The following is a 19,098-nucleotide window of genomic DNA, read 5'->3' on the forward strand; positions in this document are numbered from 1 at the left end:
GCGGTCCGTCTTTTCGGGCCGCCTCTACCTGCACGTTGCACAGCACCGTCGATTTCGGCCCCGAAATGGCGCGCATCCGGTCATCTCCCATGTGTCAGTCCGATCCAGTCAGCCCACTCCTGCGGCGGGGCGCTCTCGGCGGCGTGCGGCAACTCGGTGTGCCCGTCGTGGCACTCGCCGCTGTACCAGCTCGCGAGCCGCGGAAGCGCAGCGGCGAGGCGCTCGTGGAAGCCGATCGGCCCGTACCCGGCATCGAGGCTGTCGAACGACACCAGCCACGCCGTATGTAGCGCGGAGAGCTCCTCGACGAGGGCGCCGTGCCGGTACCAGCACGGCGGGATCTTCCGGGCCGGCAGGCGGTAGCGGCGGACGAACCACGAGACCCAGTCCCCGAGTTCGGTCCACACTTCGGGCGCCTTCTCGTCCTCAAGCGTGCGCCAGTTGACGACGGTGATGCCGAGCATCCCCGGCTCTCGCCTGCTGGCGGTGGCTTCCCATCCCGGCGGCAGCGACTGAAGAAGTTCTTCATACGGCGTCTCGTTGGGCATCTCGCCCGCGTTCACGGCGTCTCCGGAACCTCGACGAAGCGCACGATCTTGGTCCGCAGCCGGGCGATTGCCTCCGCGGACGCCGCTCGTCGCGACACAAGCCCTGACAACGCGCGATCGCGGTCGATGAGCTGATGAACGGATTCATGGCAACGCGGATGCAGCGCCGTGAGGTCTTTGTGGCGCTCATGGGCTCGCCAGCCGAACGGCGTCTGCATCACGCCGTGATAGTCCAGGTGGTGCAGCTCGAGCGTGCGCGACGTTCCGGCGCCGAGGCAGAGCGCGCAGCGCACGACGCCATTGCGGTGCGCCTCGTCGATGAACCAGCGATCGCGGCGTGCGAACCAGGCCGGCGATCGCAGGTAGCGGGTGCGGTAGCGGTTGTCCCATGCGGGCCGGCGCCGGTTCGACATCAGCTGCGCTCCTCGGCAGCGCGCCGCCGGCTGATGGACTCCTGGTACTGCTCGGCGAAGACGCTCTGCTGGTCGGTCTCCGTCGCCTTCTTCGCCGAAGCGATGTCAGCAGCGTCGCGCCGATCGGTCCAGCCGCGCAGATCGAGCAGGATGCCTCGCCGGGTCCGGTACGCGAGCAGGCCGACGGTCTCAGGCATCCGCCGGATCTCGTCGACCGACATCACCGGCACCTTCTCATTGCGCACACTCGTCGACGACCCCGAGTCGTTGTAGGAGTGACCCGTGTCGCGGATGCGCCGCGTGCCGAGCAGCGACTCGACGTCGCGCAGATGATCCACGTCGCTGGCGCCACCGAGCAGGAGCTTCGCCGTCGCCGCGGACCAGATGGTGTCCGCCTCGGCCTTCGACCACGCGGTCTCTGCCTGCGAGAGGGCTTGCAGCACGACGATGGTGGAGATGCCCTGGCCGCCGCCATCGGCCATGATGCGCGGCAGCGCCGGCCAGGAGAACATGTTCGCGATCTCATCCAGGATCAGCGCCAGAGGCAGGTCGAGGCGTGAACCGGGCGAAGCGAGTGCCTTGCGGCGCGCGGTCTCGACCACGTCGTCGAGCACCGCGCCGAGGAAACCGCCGACGGAGCCCGCGCCGGAACCGGTGCCCACGAGATAGAGGCTGTTCGGCGCGGTAAGGAACCGGTCGGCGTCGAAGTGCTCACCGGGGCCCGGTGTCATTGCGCGGCGGATCGCCGGAATCGCCAGCGGCCGCACGGCACCCGAGACCCCGAACCACGAGGAGGCGAGCAGCTTCTCGTCCCCGTTGATGATCGCGTCAAGGTCCTCGGCCCAGCCAGGCGTGCCCTGGCTCGACAGAACGCTGACCGCCTCGAGCGCGAGGCGCGGGTTGGAGCCCCAGCGGGCGAGCGCCTCCGCGCCGCGGCCCGATACCGCGGCCGCGTGCAGCAGGCGCGAGAGCACGGAGGACGCGACGTGCGCCCACTCCTGGTTCGTCTTCGACTCGCCGAGCGCGGTGCCCGCGACGATAGCGTGGCCGCGCTGGTCAGCAACCAGCGGATCCTCACACCCCGTCACCGGCGAGATGCGCAGAGACGAGCGGATGCCTGACAACTCTTGCGGGTCGAAGACGGTCACTTCGCCCAGCCGTTCGCGGGCGCGCATCGTCGCGGACAGGTTGTCGTTGCGGGTCGAGGTGGTGATCAGGGGGCCGTCCCAGTCGAGGATGGCGTTGATGATGAAGCGGTAGCCCTTGCCGGAGCGGGGCGCGCCTTCGACAACGACCGAGTCTTCGATGGACACGTACACGTCGTGGCCGTGCGAGCTGCCGACTTTCCAGCCGACGGATGCCGGAGTCGGGTTCGCGAGCGACGGGCGCAGCGTCCTCGATCGCCGAAGTGCGGTGCGGGCGGAGGCGTGCCGTCGGATCTCGCCGCCTTTGGCGAGCCCGTCCCGCATCCGCAGCTCGTGGATGAAGTGCCGGTCCGACTGCTGAAAGCGGAACCACCACACGGCGATCGCGACACCCGCCGCGATGATCAGCACGAGCGCCAGCAGATCGAGCACCCTGACGGACATGACCGGGACGTGGCATCCGCTGACGCCTGCGTAGCCCGCCGCGCTGCCGCTGATCGCCAGCTGCAGGCCGGCGAAGACGCTGCTCGGTCTGCCGCCGGTTCCGCAGATGAGCCGGATCGCAGCCGCACCGATCAGCGTGGCCAGCCCGCCGGCGACGACGAGCCCGAAGATTCCGTAGACGGCGATCGTCGTCCACTGCGAGGACTGCTTGCTGTTCATGGTCGGGCTCTCATGGCCGCGCGCCGCCGAGCGCGTCGGTGCGGAAGACGCCGAGCTCGTGGTCGGTGCAGATGTTGCGCACCTTGGCGACACGGTCCTGGCCGATCTGCCAGAGCCCTTCGCCCTTGTGGAGCTTGCGCACCAGATCCGCCTGGGTGTCATTCCAGCCGAGGACCTCGTGCGAGCGCGGAATTTCGCCGGCGTGCTGCGCGTAGGAGATGCGGGTCTCGCAGTCGGCGAGCAGCCCAAGGGCACGGGAGTGCAGGGCGCTGTTGCGGTCGCCGAGCGCGTCGAGGTCGGCGACGCGGTGCAGCAGGTACCAGTTGCTCGTGCCGAGGTGTCGGGCGACCTTCTCGTCCTCGACGCGGTCGGCGAGTCCGTCGCCACCGGAGACGTCGTTGAGCAGCTCGACGGCCGCCTCCTCGTGGACGATCACCCGGGCTTCGCGGTTCGCTCCGCGGTTCGCGCGGCGAATCCAGTTGGCGGTGGCGAGCCGGGCAAGTGCCTGCGCCTCGGGGGATGCGCCTTTGAGCGCCGAGGTGTCGACGACCATCATCGGGGCGGATGCGTCGAAGGCGACCGTCGACGGTCCGTCGAAGAACCCAGTGAGGTCGCCCGAGACCAGGCGGCGAAGGGTGTGCGCGAGTCGGCGGCCAGCGTCGGCCACCTCGGCCGGGAGCTTCGCGTCGGGCTCGGCGAGCCGCGCGTAGACCTGCGTGATCGTCACGACCGAGTTGTCGCGCAGGGCGTCGAGCGCCATGTCGAGGGCGGTGTGCTCGATGGGCTCGAAGTTCCCTCCCTCGCGCAGCCGGCGGATGATCGTCTTCACCGTCGCTCGCCGGTACTGCAGGACATTTTGGTTCCAGTCCTCGTTCGAGAACGACGGATCCCGCGGGCCCTCGTCGAGCAGGTTGATGCGGGCCGGCTTGCCGGGGCCGACGCTGATCGACGTACCGCCGACGTACTCAGCAACCCGCACCCACTCGCCGTTCGGGTCGTGCGGCACCGCGATCTTCCGACCCAGCCGTGCCAGCCGCGACGACCACGACTTCGCGAGCATCGACTTGCCTGTGCCCTTCACCCCGATGATCGCGACCGAGTGGGAGCGCACTGCCTCGGCCGAGTAGGCGTCCCATGGGTCGAAGCAGAACGGAGCCCGTGAGAGCTGGTTCTCGCCGATGTACGCGCCGGTGAGGATGTCGCCCGTCTCGGCGAGGAACGGGTACGCGCCGCCGAGCACCTTCGACGAGGTGTGGTGTGCGGGCGGCGCGACGCGCAGCGGCCCGCGCAGGTTGTGCGGGCGCTTCCACCCCCATGCGGGCATCTTCGACGCCGGAAGCTCGGGCGCCTGCAGCTTCCAGTTCGACCCGTCGTGTTCGTTCTCTGACGTTGCGGCGCGCTGAGGCATCCGCGAGCCTTTGTCAGCCGACACCCGGCCGATGACGCTTGCCTGCTTCATCTCTCATTCCCCCTCGAGCGGCACTGGCAGCGCCGACGTGACGAACCCAGCCGCCTGCTGCCCGGACAGCGTCGCGAGCATGAGCCGCGCCGGGTGCGAGGCCTGCCCGATGTCGGTACGCGCCTTGGCAAGCCCGTCGCGAGACTCGGCCGACAGCGTGATGAACCCGCGGAACTCCACGTCGCCGAACCCGTCGACGAGGTCGTGCTCGCGGATCGCGAGGTTCTCCTCTTCCCGAATGTGGGTCAGCGGGATCCGCGACTGCAGCTTGAGCCGGATGGTCGCAGCGGTCTCCATGTCCGACTGCGCCCGGTTCAACTGCGCCAGCGCGGTGTGCGTCGGGATCGGCCGAACCTGCAGGGTGATGACGCGCGTGGCATCGCCGGCGTAGAGCAGCGGTTCGAGGAATCCGGTGCGCACGTCGGTGCGCGGCCACTCGGCGACCCACAGCGTCTGGTGCCAGGACTCGTCGACGCGCAGCGCATCCCACGTCTCGTCGATGCCCATCACGGGTGGCGGCGACTGGTGCGCGTCGGATGCCTGATGCGGGCTGCCCGCGCGGCGCGAGGCCGCGGCGATCGGGTCGGAGGCGGCGGCGAGCAGTTCGTCGAGCTCGTCCGAGTCGAGCCAGCCGGCTGGAGTGAGTCGTGCATGCTCCATGGCGGTCTCGATGCCGGCGACGCGCTCCTTCAGCACGGCGGCGAGGCCCGTGAGCCCACGCCCGGCGTCGCGGATCGCCGCGTTGAGGATGCCGGTGTCGAAGGTGAGCGTGACGTAATTGGTGAACCCCATCGAGCTCTTCGACGCCGCCTGCGTCAGCGCCCAGTACTCGTGCCGCAACTCGGCGCTCACCTGCGGCTGGCGCTCGTACTCGCGGTCGACGAGGTAGTCGCGCAGTTCGGTCGAGGCGGCGCGGTCGACGCGGATCCGGATTGAAGTCTCGCGCAACCCGGGCAGGTTCTCGAGCGAGCTCAGCCATTCGACGAAGCCGTCGTACGCGCCCTCTTGCGTGCCCTTGTCGCGCAGCGCCCACGCGCGCGACCCGACACGGACGGTGACGGATGCCAGCCGGCCACGTGCGTTGTAGATGAAGGCGCCCGCGCCCGGGATCTGCACGATCTGCACGTCGCCGAGCGCACCGGGCAGCAGGAATCGCGAGGCAACGATCGGGGCGGCCGCAGCTTGCGCGGCGTGCCCGACGTTGAGCGAGGCGACGCTGACTCGCAGCCACACGTCGCGGCGGAACTTCGTCTGACCAGCGGTTGACCGCAGCCCATATCGAAGCGCTTGGGCCGCGATGACGAGGATGGGCTCGCGCCGATAGGTCGCGACCGCGAAGAAGCAGATCACGGTGCAGATGGGAAGCAGCACCCAGATCGCGTTCACGTCGACGAACAGGCTGATCAGCAGGATGGCGACGGCGGCGCCGATCACCATCAGCTGCAGAAAGGAGAGGCCGAGGAGTGCGCCGCGGCGCTCGCGGGCAGCGAAGCGGACGCGCGGGGCGCCTTCTTCAGACAGGATCTGGTCTGCGGCGAAGGTGGTCATGTTTTCACTTTCCGAGGGTGATGAGGCGCACGGCTCCGCGTGCGGGGGCGGCCGCGGTTCCGGCGCGCGACACCTGGTCACGCACGGAGGGACGGCGGTGCAGGGCGGTGCCGACTTCGGTGCCGGCGAACGAGACCAGGCGCGTCGCCCACAGGGGCGAGAAGGACGCCCCGACGACGGCGCCTGAGGCGATGAGAATGACTGCGATGCTGGCGCTCGACTTGGTGAGCTCGACGGCCAGCAGCACGATGCCGGCCGCGAGCGGCTTGGCGATGAGCAGCCCGGTGGTGACGCTCATCCACTTGTTCGCCCAGGCGGTCAGCTTGGGCTGGCCGATCATCATGAGCCCGATCGGCGCCATCGCGGCCAGCGCGAGCAGGCCGAACTCTCGGATCGCCATGGCGATGAAAAGGAAGAGAGCGGCGATCATCATGACGCCGACGAGAAGCAGGGCCATGACGTATTCGCCGATCGCGTTCTGCGCCGCGGCACCCTGCGACGCCAGCGTGTAGATCACGCTGTCCTTGCTGAACTGCGAGCTGGACATGACTGCACCCTCGACGTCACCGCGAACGTCGACGATGCCGACAACGCGAAGCAGGCCATCGGCGAGACTGCCGCCCTGAACGCTCGTCGTGAGGGTGCTGGTGACACCGTCGGTCACCGTCGAGAATTGCTGCATTGCCCACACGCAGATCGCCGCGAACGGGATCGCGAGCGCGGCGCCACCGGCGGCGCGGCCCATGCGGTGCCAGTCCTGCAGAATCATCGCGATCCCGATCTGCACGAGCGCGATGATCAGGATCACGGGCGCCGTGACCGCGACCCAGAACAGGAACTGGGAGTGGGCGACGCCCCAGCTGGCGGGGTCGATGGTCGTGTCGAACGCCGACGAGATCAGCGTCGCGATGAAGTCGCCGAGGTTGCGTATGGTCGAGGCCATGAACCCGGCGATGGTCTGGTTCGCCTGGCATCCGACGTCGGCGAACCCGCAGCCGTAGTCGGGCGACCACGGTTGTATGCTGGCGGCGAGTACAGCAGCGGTAGACGACAGCATGGCTACACCACGTTGAGGGACTGGCCCCAGTTGATGAGGCCCGCGATGCCGCCGGCGACGGCGACCCCGGCGACGCAGCTGATGAGCCCGACGATGCCCATCTTCTGCACGCGCCCGTTGCTCGAGACGTGGCCGATGACGATGCATCCGGCGGCGATGAGGCCGCCGATCACGGCGAGGGTCAGCACGATCGCGAACACCACGTTCGCGACCGTCTGGAGCGCCCCGACGCCTGGCCCGGAGAAGTCCGGGGTCGGGTTCGAGACGGAAAGGTAGCTCACCGTGCGGGCGTGCACGGTTGCCACGGCTTCGTTCATCGCAATCATGATTCGTACATCCCCTTCTATTCGTCACCTGGGTTGGAGGCCCGGACCGCGTCCGCCGGCAGCGGGACGATCAAGTCGTTGGGCATCCCCTCGGAGGGGACGTCCACCGTGAGCAGAAGCCGGTCGACACCCGGCGGCAGATACCAGACGGCGGCGAACGAGCGGCCCTGGTCGTTCGGAATCGTCCAGTCGCGGTGCCCCGCGAAAAGGCCGACCGGAAGCCACGGCAGGTCGGCGTCCGCCGCCCGCGCGGGGCCGTCAGCGGTGTCGAGCACCGCGCGCTCGGGCCGCCCGTCGAACTTGGTGTCGCCGAGGTTCAGTCCAGTCACGTCCTGCGTCGTCTGGTCACCTTGGGAAGGCTTCCACTTGCCGGTCAGCGTGATCTTCACCAGTACTGCTGGGGTGCCGGCGGGGAACATCTCCTGCTTCGACCCGGGCACAGTGCATCCGCACCCGTGCGTCGACTTGAAGGTCTTGCCGGGATAGACGTCGACGAGCACCGTGTCGACGATCCCGGTCGCGGCCGGCGCGACATCCGTGGGCGTCGGCGACGGGCTGATCGGATCGATCGTGACGAGCGGCTTGGATGCCTGATCTTGTGCGTGTGCAGAGGCGACGCACCCGGCGAGTGCCAGGCACGGGGCGAGTGCGACGAGGGCGATCAGTTTCTTGATCATGATGTTCACCCCTTTCGCTTGCGCCCCTTCACCTGCACGTTGCACACGGACTGCGGATTTGGCGCGCATTTCGGAAATTCGTTGGTCAGTCATTGGTCAGGGCACTTGGACGTGCAGGTGATTGCACGTGTCAGCGAAGTCACCAGTGAAGTTGACGAGGCCCGAGACCTCGTCACCGGCGTCGAGTCGGCAGGTCTTCTGGCCGAGCTCCGAGCCATGCGGGGCGTAGGGATCCAGCGTGTGGATCAGCTGGATCGACAGGTCGTTGGCGCCAGTCAGATCGCGCCGGTTGAGGGCGTAGAAATCGACGGCCTTGCCCTTCCAGTGCTGCGACTCGGTACCGGCACCCGGCGTCTCGCCCGTGCAGCGACGGTTCAGATCGCTGACGCCGACCTGCTGGAAGGACTGCACCGCGACGCCGATGAGTTGCAGCACGTGCGCGTCGATGCGGCACTGCGGCTTCGCGGTGTCGTTGGCCATGTCGATGACCTGCTGCTCGTAGCGCGGGTCGAGGAAGTTCAGCTTGCCGTCGTGGATCGCCGTGACGAGCAGCGCGGCGGCCGCCTTCGCGTCGGCAGGCGTCTGGCAGGGGGCCGAGGCCGAGCCGGTGAGCGCCGCGAGCACAGCGCGGGCCGGCGCGAGGTACTTCGTGTAGTGGTTCGGGTCCCGGTTCACCTGCACCTTCTGGGCGACGAGCGTCGGCGCCGTCGTCTGCCAGTTCGGCACGCGAAGCATCCGCTCATAGAACGCGCGGGATGCCTGCGCGGGGTCCATGCGCTGGGCCTGTGCGCCGTAGCTGACGCCCTGCTGGAAGACGCCGATCGTCGTGTTGTCGACGGCGTCGCCGTGGTTGAGGTTCCGCAGCCCGGACTCGCCCATGGCCACCATGAGTGCGATCACCTGCCCCTGTGGCGGCACGTTCAGTTGCTGCCCGACCGAGACGATCGTCGCAGCGATCGTCAGCTGAGCGGGCCCGTACCCGTCGACGGTCTGCGTGGACGGCGTGCTGGGTGCGTCGCCGACGCATGCGCCGAGGGATGCCTGTGAGCCGCTTCCGTTGCCCATGGCCAGCACTATCGAGGCGGGAAGCGCGACGAGTGACGCGGGAACGATTAAGACCGCGACCGCGGCAACGATCAGCAGGTTGCGCGTCGTCTTCGGACGCTTGGCCGCCTGTGCGGCGATGACCGCGGCGACCGGACTCATGCGGCGTCCTGACGGAGGATTGCGTCGGCGATCGTGAGGAGCCGCTTCGCGGCGGCGATGCGCGCCCGAGCCGTGCCCTCGTGGACATGGAGCTTTTCGGCGATCAGTGTGGGTTCCGTGCCGATCATTGCGGCGACGGCGCGCAGCCCGCCGTGCTCGGGGATGCAGCTAATGAGCACCGATCCGGTGAGTGGGACCTCGGCATCGACCGCAACGAGCGCGGCCCGCACGGTGTAGGCGGTGTCGCTCACGCGGTCGCGAACGGTTCGCAGCGCACGTGAGGTCAGGCTCCGGCCCGCGAGGAGCTCTTGGGCGGCGCCGTCAGAGAGGGCGAGTTCGGCGATCAGCGTCCAATCGGCTTCGCCGACGAAGTCGGCCACGAGCGTCATCCACCGATAGGAATCGAACCGGCTCACCAGCGCTGTAAGCGGATCGAGCAAATCGGACTCGATCTCATCTGGCAGACCGTCCGATGTCTGAGCTGGCCTGCCGAGCGTGCTTCGGACAACGTTGCGGGTGATGCCGAACACGAAAGCATTCGGCGTGCCCCGGCGGGCGTCGTAGCGGTGGGCGCGGTGCCAGACCACTTCGCGCACGTGCTGCAGCACGATGTCAATGTCGTTCGGGCGCCCGCGAAGCCGATAGCAGACGAATGGGCGCATGCTGTCGACCTCACGAAGCAGTTCGTTGAGCTGCGCGTCTGGTAGCGCGGTAGCGCGGACATCCGCGCGGGACGCCGGCGCGCGCGACGGCACAGACCGTCGAGAAGCTGGGGCGAGGAGGTGACTGCGACCCTGTGTCAGTTGAGTCTCAGTCACGTCGACTCACCGCCGCTCTGGCTCGGCCGGGGAGTGGAGCGGCGTAACAAAGAGGACCAGAATCCGCCTCTTCACGATTCGAAAAGTAACCCCCGTGCGGGGGTAGACGAGGGATGCCACGCCCGTGTCGGTCGGGAGTTCATTCGCACGAGTCACAGCCGAGACCTTCCATCGGATCGATCGGAACGATGTAGCTGCCGCCAAGAGGTTCATCCGTCTCCGCGATCTCGTCCTCTCCGAGTTCGCGGACGTGATTCGCGCGGTCGCTTGCGATCATGCGAGGGCTCCTCTCCTATTTGACAGCCATTGAGTGATCGAGTTGTCGAAGTGACAGTATTGCTAAATCTCATTTTTGACAACCCATTCCGCATTAGCCTGTCGAAATGACCGATTTCCGAGCCGAAGCAACCATTGGGGCGCGCATTAAGCTGGCCCGCCGCGAACGCGGCTACCGGACGACGCGCGAACTCGCAGACGCGATTCCGAACGGAAGGATTACGGCGGCGATCCTCGAGAACATCGAGTCAGGCAGGAAGGCAGATATCAGCGTCAGCCAGTTGCTGAACATTGCCCGCGCCCTCGGCGTCCCGCCCAGCCTTCTGCTGGCTCCGATCGCCAGACCGGACGCAGCGCTGGACCTCCCGAACCTCAGCGCGGATTTCACCGAAATGACCGCCGCGGAGTTTGACTCGTGGCTCTCCGCGACACCGGCCAGCTACTACCGCCCCGCACTTGCTGCGGAACGAGCAGACATCGAACTATTGAACACGCTTCGCGAGCTCGGAGTTCTACGGCGCGAGCTCGAGCGGCTCCATATCGTCAAGAACGTGTCCGCCGACTCTCGCGACGCAGATCTCATGGCCGATATCGATGCGCTCGAGGCGCGAATAGAGTCACTTGCAGCCGAAGCGATTCGTCTGGACCGATTGCTTTCCAGTGCCGGCGTGCTCACAGATGGTGGAGGCCAGGTCGAGCGCAAGTCAGATTCGCAGGATTCCCCGGCGTAGCCCTGCGGTTTGTGGGTTTCCAGAAGTAGCTTCCGACCGCCTGGCCAAGAAGGCGCTGCTCGTTCCGGGACGCAAGAGCCTTCCCGCGGCCTTGATTCCGCAACTTTTCGCGGGCCAGACTTGAATTGAATACTTCTCAGCGGGGGAGTTCCGGGCCAGATCCCATGCGGCATCAGGAAGCGGACGCACGGAGGCCCGCCGACCAGTTGGTCGACGGGCCTCGTTAGGCGGTTAGCCGTGGAGGGCGATGATGACCCTGCAGACCGCCGTTACCGCTCCCGCGATCGCGACGACACAGGTGACCATCTGTCCCTCGTGAGGGTCTTGGTTGGTTGTCAGCCAAGTCACTCACCTCCAATCCCAGGCGGGATTTAGCCGCTGGTGGGAAGGAGCCGGAGTTCTAGCCGTTAGGCAGGTTCCCGGGGTAACATGCAGTCCGAGGACAACTAAGTCTCGAGACGTCATCTCCGTCTCACGCAGTCAGCCTCTCGGTTCGACTCAGAATCAGCCCCCGTTGCAGCGGGGGCTTTTTCGTTGTCTTGCCGACCGACGAGCGCCCGACTTGTGCGGCTCTTCAATTCTCGGCTTATCGGCAGGAACGTGTGGATGGGTTCGGGCGTATCAGCTGTGCCCTGCCCAGCCTCCGCGCATCCGGAGCGCCCTCCAAATCAAGCGAGGAACAGGGCTGCTGCCTCGTAGCTGTCCAAAGTTTCACACGCTCGTACGACTCCGATAGACTCGCCACGATCGTGGATTTTGCCACCGCTCTGGAGGCGATCCTCATCGATGAAGAGGACGGCACCTCAGAACTCACTGGCCGCTATCGGGGCCGTGCGGCGGCTACTCGAAACAGCGGCGGACTTGGCGACGAGCATCTTCGAGAACGTCAACGCGTTCTACTCGCTCCGCTCGTCACTCGTGCACGGCGGCAACCTCAGCGAGGGAGTTTGAGAAAGCGGATCCTCGGGATCTCAACGGTCACCGAACACGATGCATTCGGCATCGCGGCGGCCGAAGCAGTCGATCGAATGCGTGACCGTGTCCGGCGGGCGATACTGGCCCGAGTGTGCCTCGCCGGGGAGCCCAACCGATGTGGTCGTTCAACCCAAGGAAAAGCATTGAGGTCGCGCTCGCTGATGATCAATGCCGCGCCCGACTCCGCTCGACTTGGCGCCACCTGATAGCAGAGATCGGGGGGCATCAGCTGATCACCTCAAGGCACCCGCCCAGTCGATGCGCGAGGACTACGACCACCAGGGCGGTTAGCTCCAGTCGGCTGGAGTAGCGCACGAGATGCCATTCGGATGCCTGAGTTGCGGGCGAGGTGAATCGCAAGTCAACTGGACACGTCTAGGTCACTGAGTCGGTTCATCGCGTATCACCGCTCCGATAATGCATAGGTCGGGCCCTTCCGGCGGTCTCGACCGGGAAGCTGGCGCTCGTTACCGTGCGCGCCAGCGCCGCGGCCGTTGGACAGGGGGCGTGCCGAGGCGTCAAATCGCAGATTGGTCACCGCCCGCCCTCGTCGCCTGCTCGAGCAACTCGAGAATGTGCACGTAGGTGCGGCCTGTCGCCCGCGACATGCCCAATTCGCATGTCCTGTTTGCGGATGCATAGGCCTCAAACTCGCGCGCGCCGATCTCAGCCGCCTCACGCTCAGTCGCTGAGGATGTCAGCTCAGGGTGGAGCATCCCTCGGTCGCCAGCAAAGGCGCAGCATCCCCAGTCGACGGGTTCATAGACTTCCTCGCTGATTGCCTGGGCGATACCCACGAGGTGGTCGCTCACGTCAAGCGTCGTGGTCGAACACGTGCGATGCAGAGCGACGGAAGCCAGTGGTGCTTTCACGGACAGTTTCAGCAGGAGAGTTCTGTTCGTGAACTCCACCGAGTCAATGAAACGTAGAGACGCATACTCCGGTCCAGCGGCGAGCGCACGCTCCGCCATGGTCTCGAGGCCTTCCGTGCAGGAGGCGGCGTCGCACACGATCGGCAGCCTGCCGCCGTCGCTCGCTGCCAGAAGGGACGGCAACACGCGGTCGGACATCGTTACATAACCTGCCGTGTGCCCCTTCGACTTCCAGGGCGTCCCGCAGCACATGTCGGCTATCCCCTCGGGCTCCACAATTGTGACGCCTGCTCGGTGAGCCAGCAGCCTAAATGCCTCGCTGCTGCCGACGCCGTCGCCCCCCGGACCGAACATCGTGCCGATACACGCTGCGAAGAAGACCGCCTGGGGCCCTTGAACGCGCTGGCCGGGCTTTCTCGCACGCCCGCCACGCGGCAGGTCGTCGGAGTACTGTGGCACCTGGTCGGCGCCAAGAACAGCTCGTCCGAGGTCGGTCGCACTTGTCACCAGTGCGGGCGGCAGGTGGTCGGCAGTGCTCAGAGCGAGACCACCGGCCCGCGAAACGGCTCCCCAGTGTGTGGCAGCGAACCCCCATGCCGCACCGGCGAACCGGTTGGCGGTCTCTTCGCGGAGCCGGCGGACGAGGTCGCCGGTGTTGATGTCGACCGGGCACGCGACGGAGCACATGCCGTCGACCGCGCAGGTCTGCACGCCGTCGTAGTCGTAGTCGGCCGCCAGCTCTCGCAGCAAGTCGGTGTCGCCGCGCTCTTCGGCCGCGCGCATCTCGCGTCGGAGGACGATGCGTTGGCGCGGAGTCAGCGTGAGATTCTTGCTCGGGCAGGCCGGCTCGCAGTATCCGCACTCGACACAGCGGTCGACCTCCGGCTCGACCGAGGCGCTCGACTTGAGGTTTTGGAGGTAGGAGGACGGGTCGTCCGACAGCAGCACGCCCGGATTGAGGATGCCATGCGGGTCGAACAAGCGCTTGATTCGCCACATAACCTCGTAAAGCTCCTCGCCGAACTGCCGGCGGACGAACGGCGCCATGATGCGTCCGGTTCCGTGCTCGGCCTTGAGCGTTCCTTTCTGCTCCAGGACGAGGTCGACCAGGTCGGCCGTGAAGCGCTCGTAGCGTGCGACGCAGTCGGGGTCGTCGAAGCGTTCGCCGATCATGAAGTGGATGTTGCCGTCTTTCGCATGCCCGAAGATCACCGTGTCCGTGTAGCCGTGCGCCGCGAACAGGACATTCAGCCGTTCACACGTGAAGAGCAGCCGCTCAACCGGAACCGCCACGTCCTCAAGCAGCGCCGTGGTGCCGGACGGGCGTGCTCCCGCGACCGCTGTGTATAGCCCCTTCCTGACGTGCCAGAGTGATGCCCGGGCGGCCGTGTCGGTGACGAACTCGAACGGCGCGGCAATCTCAAGGCTCTGTAGGAGTTCCCCCAACACGGCTGTCTTGCGATTCAAGTCTGCCTCGTCCGCGGCGTGGTGCTCGATGAGGAGGGCGGCCTGGTCGACGATCTGGATGGTCGAGATTTCAGCCGGCACATCGCTGAGAGACTGCGCCACGCGAAGAGAGGTGGCGTCCATGAGCTCGATAGTTGCAAGGCCCGCCGCGACGAGGTGGGGGAGGGCGGCGGCGGCCGACCGCAGATCGGGGAAGACGAGGAGGCCGGTTGCGATCGACGGTGAGATCGGGACGGTCTCGAAGGTGGCCTCGGAAACGAACCCGAGCGTTCCTTCGCTGCCGATGAGAAGGTGCGTCAGGATGTCGATCGGCCTGTCGAAATCGAGGAGCGAGTTGAGCCCGTAGCCCATAGTGTTCTTCATGGAGTACTGATGTTTGATCTCCGTCACCAGGTCAGGCCGGCGCAGGATCGAATCGCGCAGTTCCCGGAGCCCGAGGTAGAGCCCGGGCTCGCGCTTAAGGAGCATGTCGTCAGCGTCCGAACTGCCCGTGTCGATCGTGGTCCCGTCGGCCAGGGTGACGACCAGCGAGCGCAAGGTCCGGTAGGTGTTTTGCTCGGTGCCGCACGCCATACCGCTGGAGTTGTTCGCGATCACACCGCCGACCGTGCACGCAATCTCGCTCGCTGGGTCTGGGCCGAGGCGGCGGCGAAAGCGGGCCAATCGAGCGTTGACCTGACGGATGGTCAGGCCGGGTTGGACGGTCACCGATGTTCCGTCGGGGGATACGGACATCTTCTGGAAGCGCTGGCGCGTGTCCAGGAGTACCGAGTCGCTCACGGCCTGTCCGCTCAGGCTCGTGCCGCCTGAGCGGAGGGTGATCGGGATCTGCTGATCGGAGCACACGCGGAAAACCTGGCCAACTTCCTCGGCCGACGCTGGCTGAACGACGACTGAGGGGACGAGGAGGTAATGCGAGGCGTCGTGGGCACGGGAGAACCGGTCGATCGAACGGTCCAGGACCGAGATGCCCGGAGGCAGAGCCGCTTCGGGCAGGACAGAAGTAATACGCGAGGGCATTCAGCCGCCTAATCCTGAGTGAGACACGAGAGACAACGTTGTTTAATCTGGTGGGTCAACTGTTGCACAAATGGCCAGGAATCCCAAGGGGTGGGGCGAAGGGTGCTCTTGCGCGGCCGAACAACGTTGTTTTATCCTGCTGCGGAGTCCGGACGGATGGCGTTAACGATCGATGAGGATGGTTACGATGGTGCGACCCACGTGGGCCGAAGCAGGGAAAGGCCCGATGCGGGCGGGGTTGGCGGGGGCGATGATCCTCGGTGTCATTCTTGGTACGCTCAGCGTCTCGCCGGTGACTGCAGCGCCGGCGGCGGCGACCACCGCCGCCGGCGCTGCAGTCACCTACCCTCTCGCCGGCGCTGACTTCGGCGACCCCTGGTCGGCGACAGGGACCGTCACCGCCGAGAACTCGGTCCTTATCGCTCCTGGCGGCGTGCTCTGGGAGGGCATCCCCGTCGGCCCCGGAAGCGCGCCGCAGAGCGGCGATGTAGTGCACGCCTCCGTCGACGTAACCCTCGATTCAGGCCTGACCACGGAATCCGATGTCCTCGTGCGCCTCACCGACGGCAGTTCAATCCTCGCCGAGCGGAGCGACCTGACGGGTCTCGCCCGCGGTGCCCGCGTCACTGCCGAGACGAACTTCGTCTCGAACGGTGGGGCCATTGGCGCGGGAGCCGGCGCGCTCTATCTCGAACTGCACAACGACACCGCCGCGCCCATCGAGTTCCATGCCGTGCACGCGTGGGGGATCCGCGGCGCCGGTGAGCGCGTCGACTACGCGGTGCCGAACGGCGACTTCTCCGCGGCGACCGGAAGCGGCAACTGGTCCGGCAGCGGCGCGACGTCCCTGCGCAGCGTCCTGCTGGCACCCGGTGCGGGCATCAGCCAGTCGCTGCCCGTCGGAGCCGGCGCGAGCAGCCCGCTTCCCGGAGACGCCCCCACCCTGTCGTTCCGCGCGTTCGTCTCGCCCGACGACACGGCAGCACGTCCGGTGGCATCCGTGAGCTCCGGGGACACGGCGATCGCATCCGTTGTCCTGCCGTCGTCGACCTCCCGCGGAACGTGGCAGACGCTGACCAGCAGTGCGCTCGGCGCCGGCGTCGTACTGCTCGGCGCAACGGCGGTGACCGTAGCCCTGACGAACACGGGCGACACGCCGCTGCGCCTCGCCGCCGTACAGGCCACGGCGACCCGCGCCCCCGGGAACGATGATCTGAACGGCGACGGCGTGGTGAACGCGGCGGATGCCACGTGGCTGGCCGCCCATGTCAGGGCCGGAACCACCGACCCCGGGCTCGACTACGACGGCGACGGGCAGGTGACCCTCGCCGACGTCTCGTACTTCACCCGCTTCATCCTCGGCGACCGCAGCGAGGTGTACGCGAACCTGGCGCATCTCGACTTCCTCAGCGAGCATGTCACCGTCGACGGCACCCCAATGCTGATCGTGCACCTCTACTCCGCGCCGGTCGACCCGGCCGATCTCAGTCGCGGCTACACCTGGATCTCGGATCCGCAGGAGGGCATCGCCGCACTCGACGACGTCGCACGGGCGGCCATCGTCTGGGCCGAGCACTACCGCACCTACCGGGACGCGCACAGCTACGCGCAGCTGAAGCTCGCTCTGGCCTTCGTCATGTGGATGCAGGCCCCGAACGGCGACTTCGACAACTTCGTCGACCGCGACCCCGCAGGCGTCATCTACAAGCGCGACAGCCAATCGTCGTCGACCAGCTTCAGCTACTGGGCGGCCCGAGGCTATGAGGCAATGGCGACAGCCCTTCCGCTCATCCAGAAGGGCGACGCGACGCTCACGGCCCAGCTGACCTCCCACCTCTCGCTGAGCCTGAAGCGGCTGGGACAGGTCGTCGCACCGATCGCCGGGGCGAAGAGCTCGTCGGCGCCGGCCCTGCTCGGCGGCGATGTGTGGCTGTCGTCCATCGCGGTGTCGGCGCTCGCCGCGCACGCCCCGAGCCTCACCGGCGCGGCCAAGGCGCAGGCCGTGGCACTCGCGCGCCAGCTGGGCACGGGCATCGGCACCTTCCAATCCGGCGACTTCACGACGTATCCCCTCGGCGCGGTGACGAACACTGGTGGACAGTGGGACGAATGGGGCAGCATCCAGGTGAAGGCGCTCGCGCTCGCGGGTCAGCTCTCCGGCGACAAATCCCTGGTGAAGAAGGCCGAGCTCGAGGCGGACAGCTACCTCTCCGACCTCCTCATCTCGGGGCGCTCGTTCTCGGTGAGTCCGAACAAGTCGGGGCTTCCGGCGATCAACTACGCGACGGCGTCCTACGTCGAGAACTACCTCACTCTGTACTCGGTGACCGGCCAGAAGAAGTACGCCCAGCTGGCGGGGATCGCCGCCAGCTGGTGGATGGGGCAGAACGCGCTCGGCGTCCCGATGTTCGACCAGACGCTCGGCCTCGCGTTCGACGGCATCACCGTCGACGGCCTCAATGACAACAGCGGTGCGGAGTCGGTCGATGAAGCGCTCAGGGCCATTCTGCGGATCAAGCGGGTGCCGGAGGCCGAAGCGCTGATGACCTCGACCAAGACAGCGGACCGCATCACGCAGACCGTGCAGTTCGAGGATCTGTACCGCCAGGGCCGGCCTGCCGACGCGGCGCTCACCCTGCCCGGTGGTCAGCTGAACGATCCGGCGCAGGCGCTCCTGAGTCAGAGCGCCACCTCCGGCACCGACGAGAAGGCGATCTACGCGGACGGGCTGCCGCTGACCCAGCAGCAGCCCGTGTACGGACAGTGGCAGGGCACGCACGCGATCTTCGTGAAGGGCGTCGGCTACAACAACGTCCGCATCTTCGACGGCGGGTCCCTGAGCGTCGACGTGCCCGTGGGCGGCGCAGGACAACCCCAGGTCGGGGACGCCCTCCGACTCAACTTCGCCGCACTGGTGCAGTTCCAAACCGCGCTGCGCGCGCGCGTGCTCGCCGTCGACGCGTCCGGGGCTCAGACGCTCCTGGCCGACGACAGCGGATTCAGCTACAACGCACGAACCTGGTACTCGGGCAGCGGGTCGGTGAACACCACACCGGTGGCGACTGTTCCCGCGGGAACCGTCTCCGTTCGTGTCGAGTTCTCGAGCACATCGACGAATCCGAACGCCTACGAGGGATACTCGACCGTCACGCTGGCGAACCTGTTCCGGCTCGGCACACCAGAAGTCCGCTACGGCTCGACGAGCCTCTCCGGCTCGGCCTACGCGCTCGCCGAGGCCGGCTCCAGCCGCACTTTCTCGGTCGATGTGGCCTCGGCAGGCGAGTACTCGGTATTCCTGAGCGAGGTGGGCCAGTCGAAGGCCGCAACCGCCGCGATCGGCGTCGGCGGCGCGTTCCGCTCGACGACGACGGTGCCGTCCGGCGCGGGGACGGTGTCGATCGTGAACCTCGGGCGGACGTCGCTGGCGGCCGGCGCAACCACTGTCACGGTGACCGTCCCGCAGGAAGCCGATGCGGGACTCGACGCGCTGATCCTCTATCCCGTACAGACGACGGCGACTTACGCGCTCCTCGACGGGCGGAAGGTGACGGTCCTGAGGGATGCCTCGGAGGGCACCCTGACGACCGGGACGCCTGAGCAGATCGCCGCCAGGATGTCGCCGATCCCGACAGTCGCACCGACGATCGGCGGCACGGCGGCGCCGCGTTCGGTCCTCACCGCCGATCCCGGCAGCTGGACGCCGGCGGGCGCGAGCTTCTCGTACCGGTGGCTCCGCGACGGACAGGAGATCCCGGGCGCTCGCGGGCGGACGTACACCGTTCAACAGAAGGACGCAGGGCACGAGCTGAGCGTCGCTGTGACCGCGAGCGAACGCTGCCGGACCCCGGGCCACGCGGTGAGCACACCCGTCGCGGTCTTCGCAGCGAAGTAAGCCCG

15 protein-coding genes are annotated in these 19,098 nt (G+C 67.2%); 3 read left to right on the forward strand and 12 right to left on the reverse strand.

Annotated elements, in window-relative coordinates; all coding sequences use genetic code 11:
- Nucleotides 1-80: 80 nt before the first annotated feature.
- The 11 genes from ACM2XV_RS00140 to ACM2XV_RS00190 form a co-directional block, all read right to left on the reverse strand.
- Entirely contained in the window at nt 81-464 is a 384-nt protein-coding gene (locus ACM2XV_RS00140; RefSeq protein ID WP_487025551.1) for a hypothetical protein, read from the reverse strand.
- Between the two features lie 95 nt (nt 465-559).
- Entirely contained in the window at nt 560-961 is a 402-nt protein-coding gene (locus tag ACM2XV_RS00145; protein ID WP_487025552.1) for a hypothetical protein, read from the reverse strand.
- A complete protein-coding gene (locus ACM2XV_RS00150) occupies nt 961-2,769 on the reverse strand; it encodes a type IV secretory system conjugative DNA transfer family protein (protein WP_487025553.1) in 1,809 nt (602 codons plus the stop codon). The genes ACM2XV_RS00145 and ACM2XV_RS00150 overlap by 1 nt, the downstream gene beginning before the upstream one ends.
- Nucleotides 2,770-2,779: 10 nt before the next feature.
- Nucleotides 2,780-4,177, reverse strand: a complete 1,398-nt coding sequence (locus ACM2XV_RS00155) for a hypothetical protein (protein WP_487025554.1) — start codon at nt 4,175-4,177, stop codon at nt 2,780-2,782.
- A 54-nt stretch (nt 4,178-4,231) separates the two neighbouring features.
- Nucleotides 4,232-5,776: an SCO6880 family protein gene (locus ACM2XV_RS00160; RefSeq protein WP_487025555.1), complete on the reverse strand. Its 1,545-nt coding sequence runs from the start codon at nt 5,774-5,776 to the stop codon at nt 4,232-4,234.
- A gap of 4 nt (nt 5,777-5,780) precedes the next feature.
- Nucleotides 5,781-6,833 (reverse strand): hypothetical protein, encoded by a 1,053-nt coding sequence (locus tag ACM2XV_RS00165; RefSeq protein WP_487025556.1) that lies wholly within the window; start codon nt 6,831-6,833, stop codon nt 5,781-5,783.
- Between the two features lie 2 nt (nt 6,834-6,835).
- The gene (locus tag ACM2XV_RS00170; RefSeq protein WP_487025557.1) at nt 6,836-7,150 is read right to left on the reverse strand and encodes a hypothetical protein; all 315 of its coding nucleotides are present in this window, start codon (nt 7,148-7,150) and stop codon (nt 6,836-6,838) included.
- Between the two features lie 26 nt (nt 7,151-7,176).
- The gene (locus tag ACM2XV_RS00175; RefSeq protein ID WP_487025558.1) at nt 7,177-7,905 is read right to left on the reverse strand and encodes a hypothetical protein; all 729 of its coding nucleotides are present in this window, start codon (nt 7,903-7,905) and stop codon (nt 7,177-7,179) included.
- 27 nt (nt 7,906-7,932) lie between these two features.
- Nucleotides 7,933-9,042, reverse strand: coding sequence for an RAD23 family protein (locus tag ACM2XV_RS00180; RefSeq protein ID WP_487025559.1), 1,110 nt, complete (start codon nt 9,040-9,042; stop codon nt 7,933-7,935).
- Nucleotides 9,039-9,704: an RNA polymerase sigma factor gene (locus ACM2XV_RS00185; RefSeq protein ID WP_487025560.1), complete on the reverse strand. Its 666-nt coding sequence runs from the start codon at nt 9,702-9,704 to the stop codon at nt 9,039-9,041. Before ACM2XV_RS00185 ends, ACM2XV_RS00180 begins: the two co-directional genes overlap by 4 nt.
- Nucleotides 9,705-9,999: 295 nt before the next feature.
- Complete coding sequence (locus ACM2XV_RS00190) at nt 10,000-10,137, reverse strand: hypothetical protein (RefSeq protein ID WP_487025561.1); 138 nt, start codon at nt 10,135-10,137, stop codon at nt 10,000-10,002.
- Nucleotides 10,138-10,243: 106 nt separating this feature from the next.
- Here ACM2XV_RS00190 and ACM2XV_RS00195 point away from each other — a divergent pair, with 106 nt between their 5' ends.
- Both ACM2XV_RS00195 and ACM2XV_RS00200 read left to right on the forward strand, forming a co-directional pair.
- Nucleotides 10,244-10,867 (forward strand): helix-turn-helix domain-containing protein, encoded by a 624-nt coding sequence (locus ACM2XV_RS00195; RefSeq protein ID WP_487025562.1) that lies wholly within the window; start codon nt 10,244-10,246, stop codon nt 10,865-10,867.
- Between the two features lie 749 nt (nt 10,868-11,616).
- Entirely contained in the window at nt 11,617-12,048 is a 432-nt protein-coding gene (locus tag ACM2XV_RS00200; protein WP_487025563.1) for a hypothetical protein, read from the forward strand.
- 312 nt (nt 12,049-12,360) lie between these two features.
- Here ACM2XV_RS00200 and ACM2XV_RS00205 read toward each other — a convergent pair whose 3' ends face one another.
- Nucleotides 12,361-15,201, reverse strand: a complete 2,841-nt coding sequence (locus tag ACM2XV_RS00205) for an FAD-binding and (Fe-S)-binding domain-containing protein (protein WP_487025564.1) — start codon at nt 15,199-15,201, stop codon at nt 12,361-12,363.
- Between the two features lie 292 nt (nt 15,202-15,493).
- Between ACM2XV_RS00205 and ACM2XV_RS00210 the strand changes: the two genes are divergently transcribed.
- Nucleotides 15,494-19,093 carry a dockerin type I repeat-containing protein gene (locus tag ACM2XV_RS00210; protein WP_487025565.1) on the forward strand — a complete coding sequence of 1,200 codons (3,600 nt, stop codon included), beginning with the start codon at nt 15,494-15,496 and terminating at the stop codon, nt 19,091-19,093.
- Nucleotides 19,094-19,098: the final 5 nt, after the last annotated feature.

This window comes from Gryllotalpicola sp. CP2-P1 (genome assembly GCF_057512245.1).

Excerpts from the sequence above, each read along its gene's own strand:
- ACM2XV_RS00140 (WP_487025551.1), bottom strand. The coding sequence starts at position 464 with ATGCTCGGCATCACCGTCGTCAACTGGCGCACGCTTGAGGACGAGAAG.
- ACM2XV_RS00145 (WP_487025552.1), bottom strand. The coding sequence starts at position 961 with ATGTCGAACCGGCGCCGGCCCGCATGGGACAACCGCTACCGCACCCGC.
- ACM2XV_RS00150 (WP_487025553.1), bottom strand. The coding sequence starts at position 2,769 with ATGAACAGCAAGCAGTCCTCGCAGTGGACGACGATCGCCGTCTACGGA.
- ACM2XV_RS00155 (WP_487025554.1), bottom strand. The coding sequence starts at position 4,177 with ATGCCTCAGCGCGCCGCAACGTCAGAGAACGAACACGACGGGTCGAAC.
- ACM2XV_RS00160 (WP_487025555.1), bottom strand. The coding sequence starts at position 5,776 with ATGACCACCTTCGCCGCAGACCAGATCCTGTCTGAAGAAGGCGCCCCG.
- ACM2XV_RS00165 (WP_487025556.1), bottom strand. The coding sequence starts at position 6,833 with ATGCTGTCGTCTACCGCTGCTGTACTCGCCGCCAGCATACAACCGTGG.
- ACM2XV_RS00170 (WP_487025557.1), bottom strand. The coding sequence starts at position 7,150 with ATGAACGAAGCCGTGGCAACCGTGCACGCCCGCACGGTGAGCTACCTT.
- ACM2XV_RS00175 (WP_487025558.1), bottom strand. The coding sequence starts at position 7,905 with ATGCGCGCCAAATCCGCAGTCCGTGTGCAACGTGCAGGTGAAGGGGCG.
- ACM2XV_RS00180 (WP_487025559.1), bottom strand. The coding sequence starts at position 9,042 with ATGAGTCCGGTCGCCGCGGTCATCGCCGCACAGGCGGCCAAGCGTCCG.
- ACM2XV_RS00185 (WP_487025560.1), bottom strand. The coding sequence starts at position 9,704 with ATGCGCCCATTCGTCTGCTATCGGCTTCGCGGGCGCCCGAACGACATT.
- ACM2XV_RS00190 (WP_487025561.1), bottom strand. The coding sequence starts at position 10,137 with ATGATCGCAAGCGACCGCGCGAATCACGTCCGCGAACTCGGAGAGGAC.
- ACM2XV_RS00195 (WP_487025562.1), top strand. The coding sequence starts at position 10,244 with ATGACCGATTTCCGAGCCGAAGCAACCATTGGGGCGCGCATTAAGCTG.
- ACM2XV_RS00205 (WP_487025564.1), bottom strand. The coding sequence starts at position 15,201 with ATGCCCTCGCGTATTACTTCTGTCCTGCCCGAAGCGGCTCTGCCTCCG.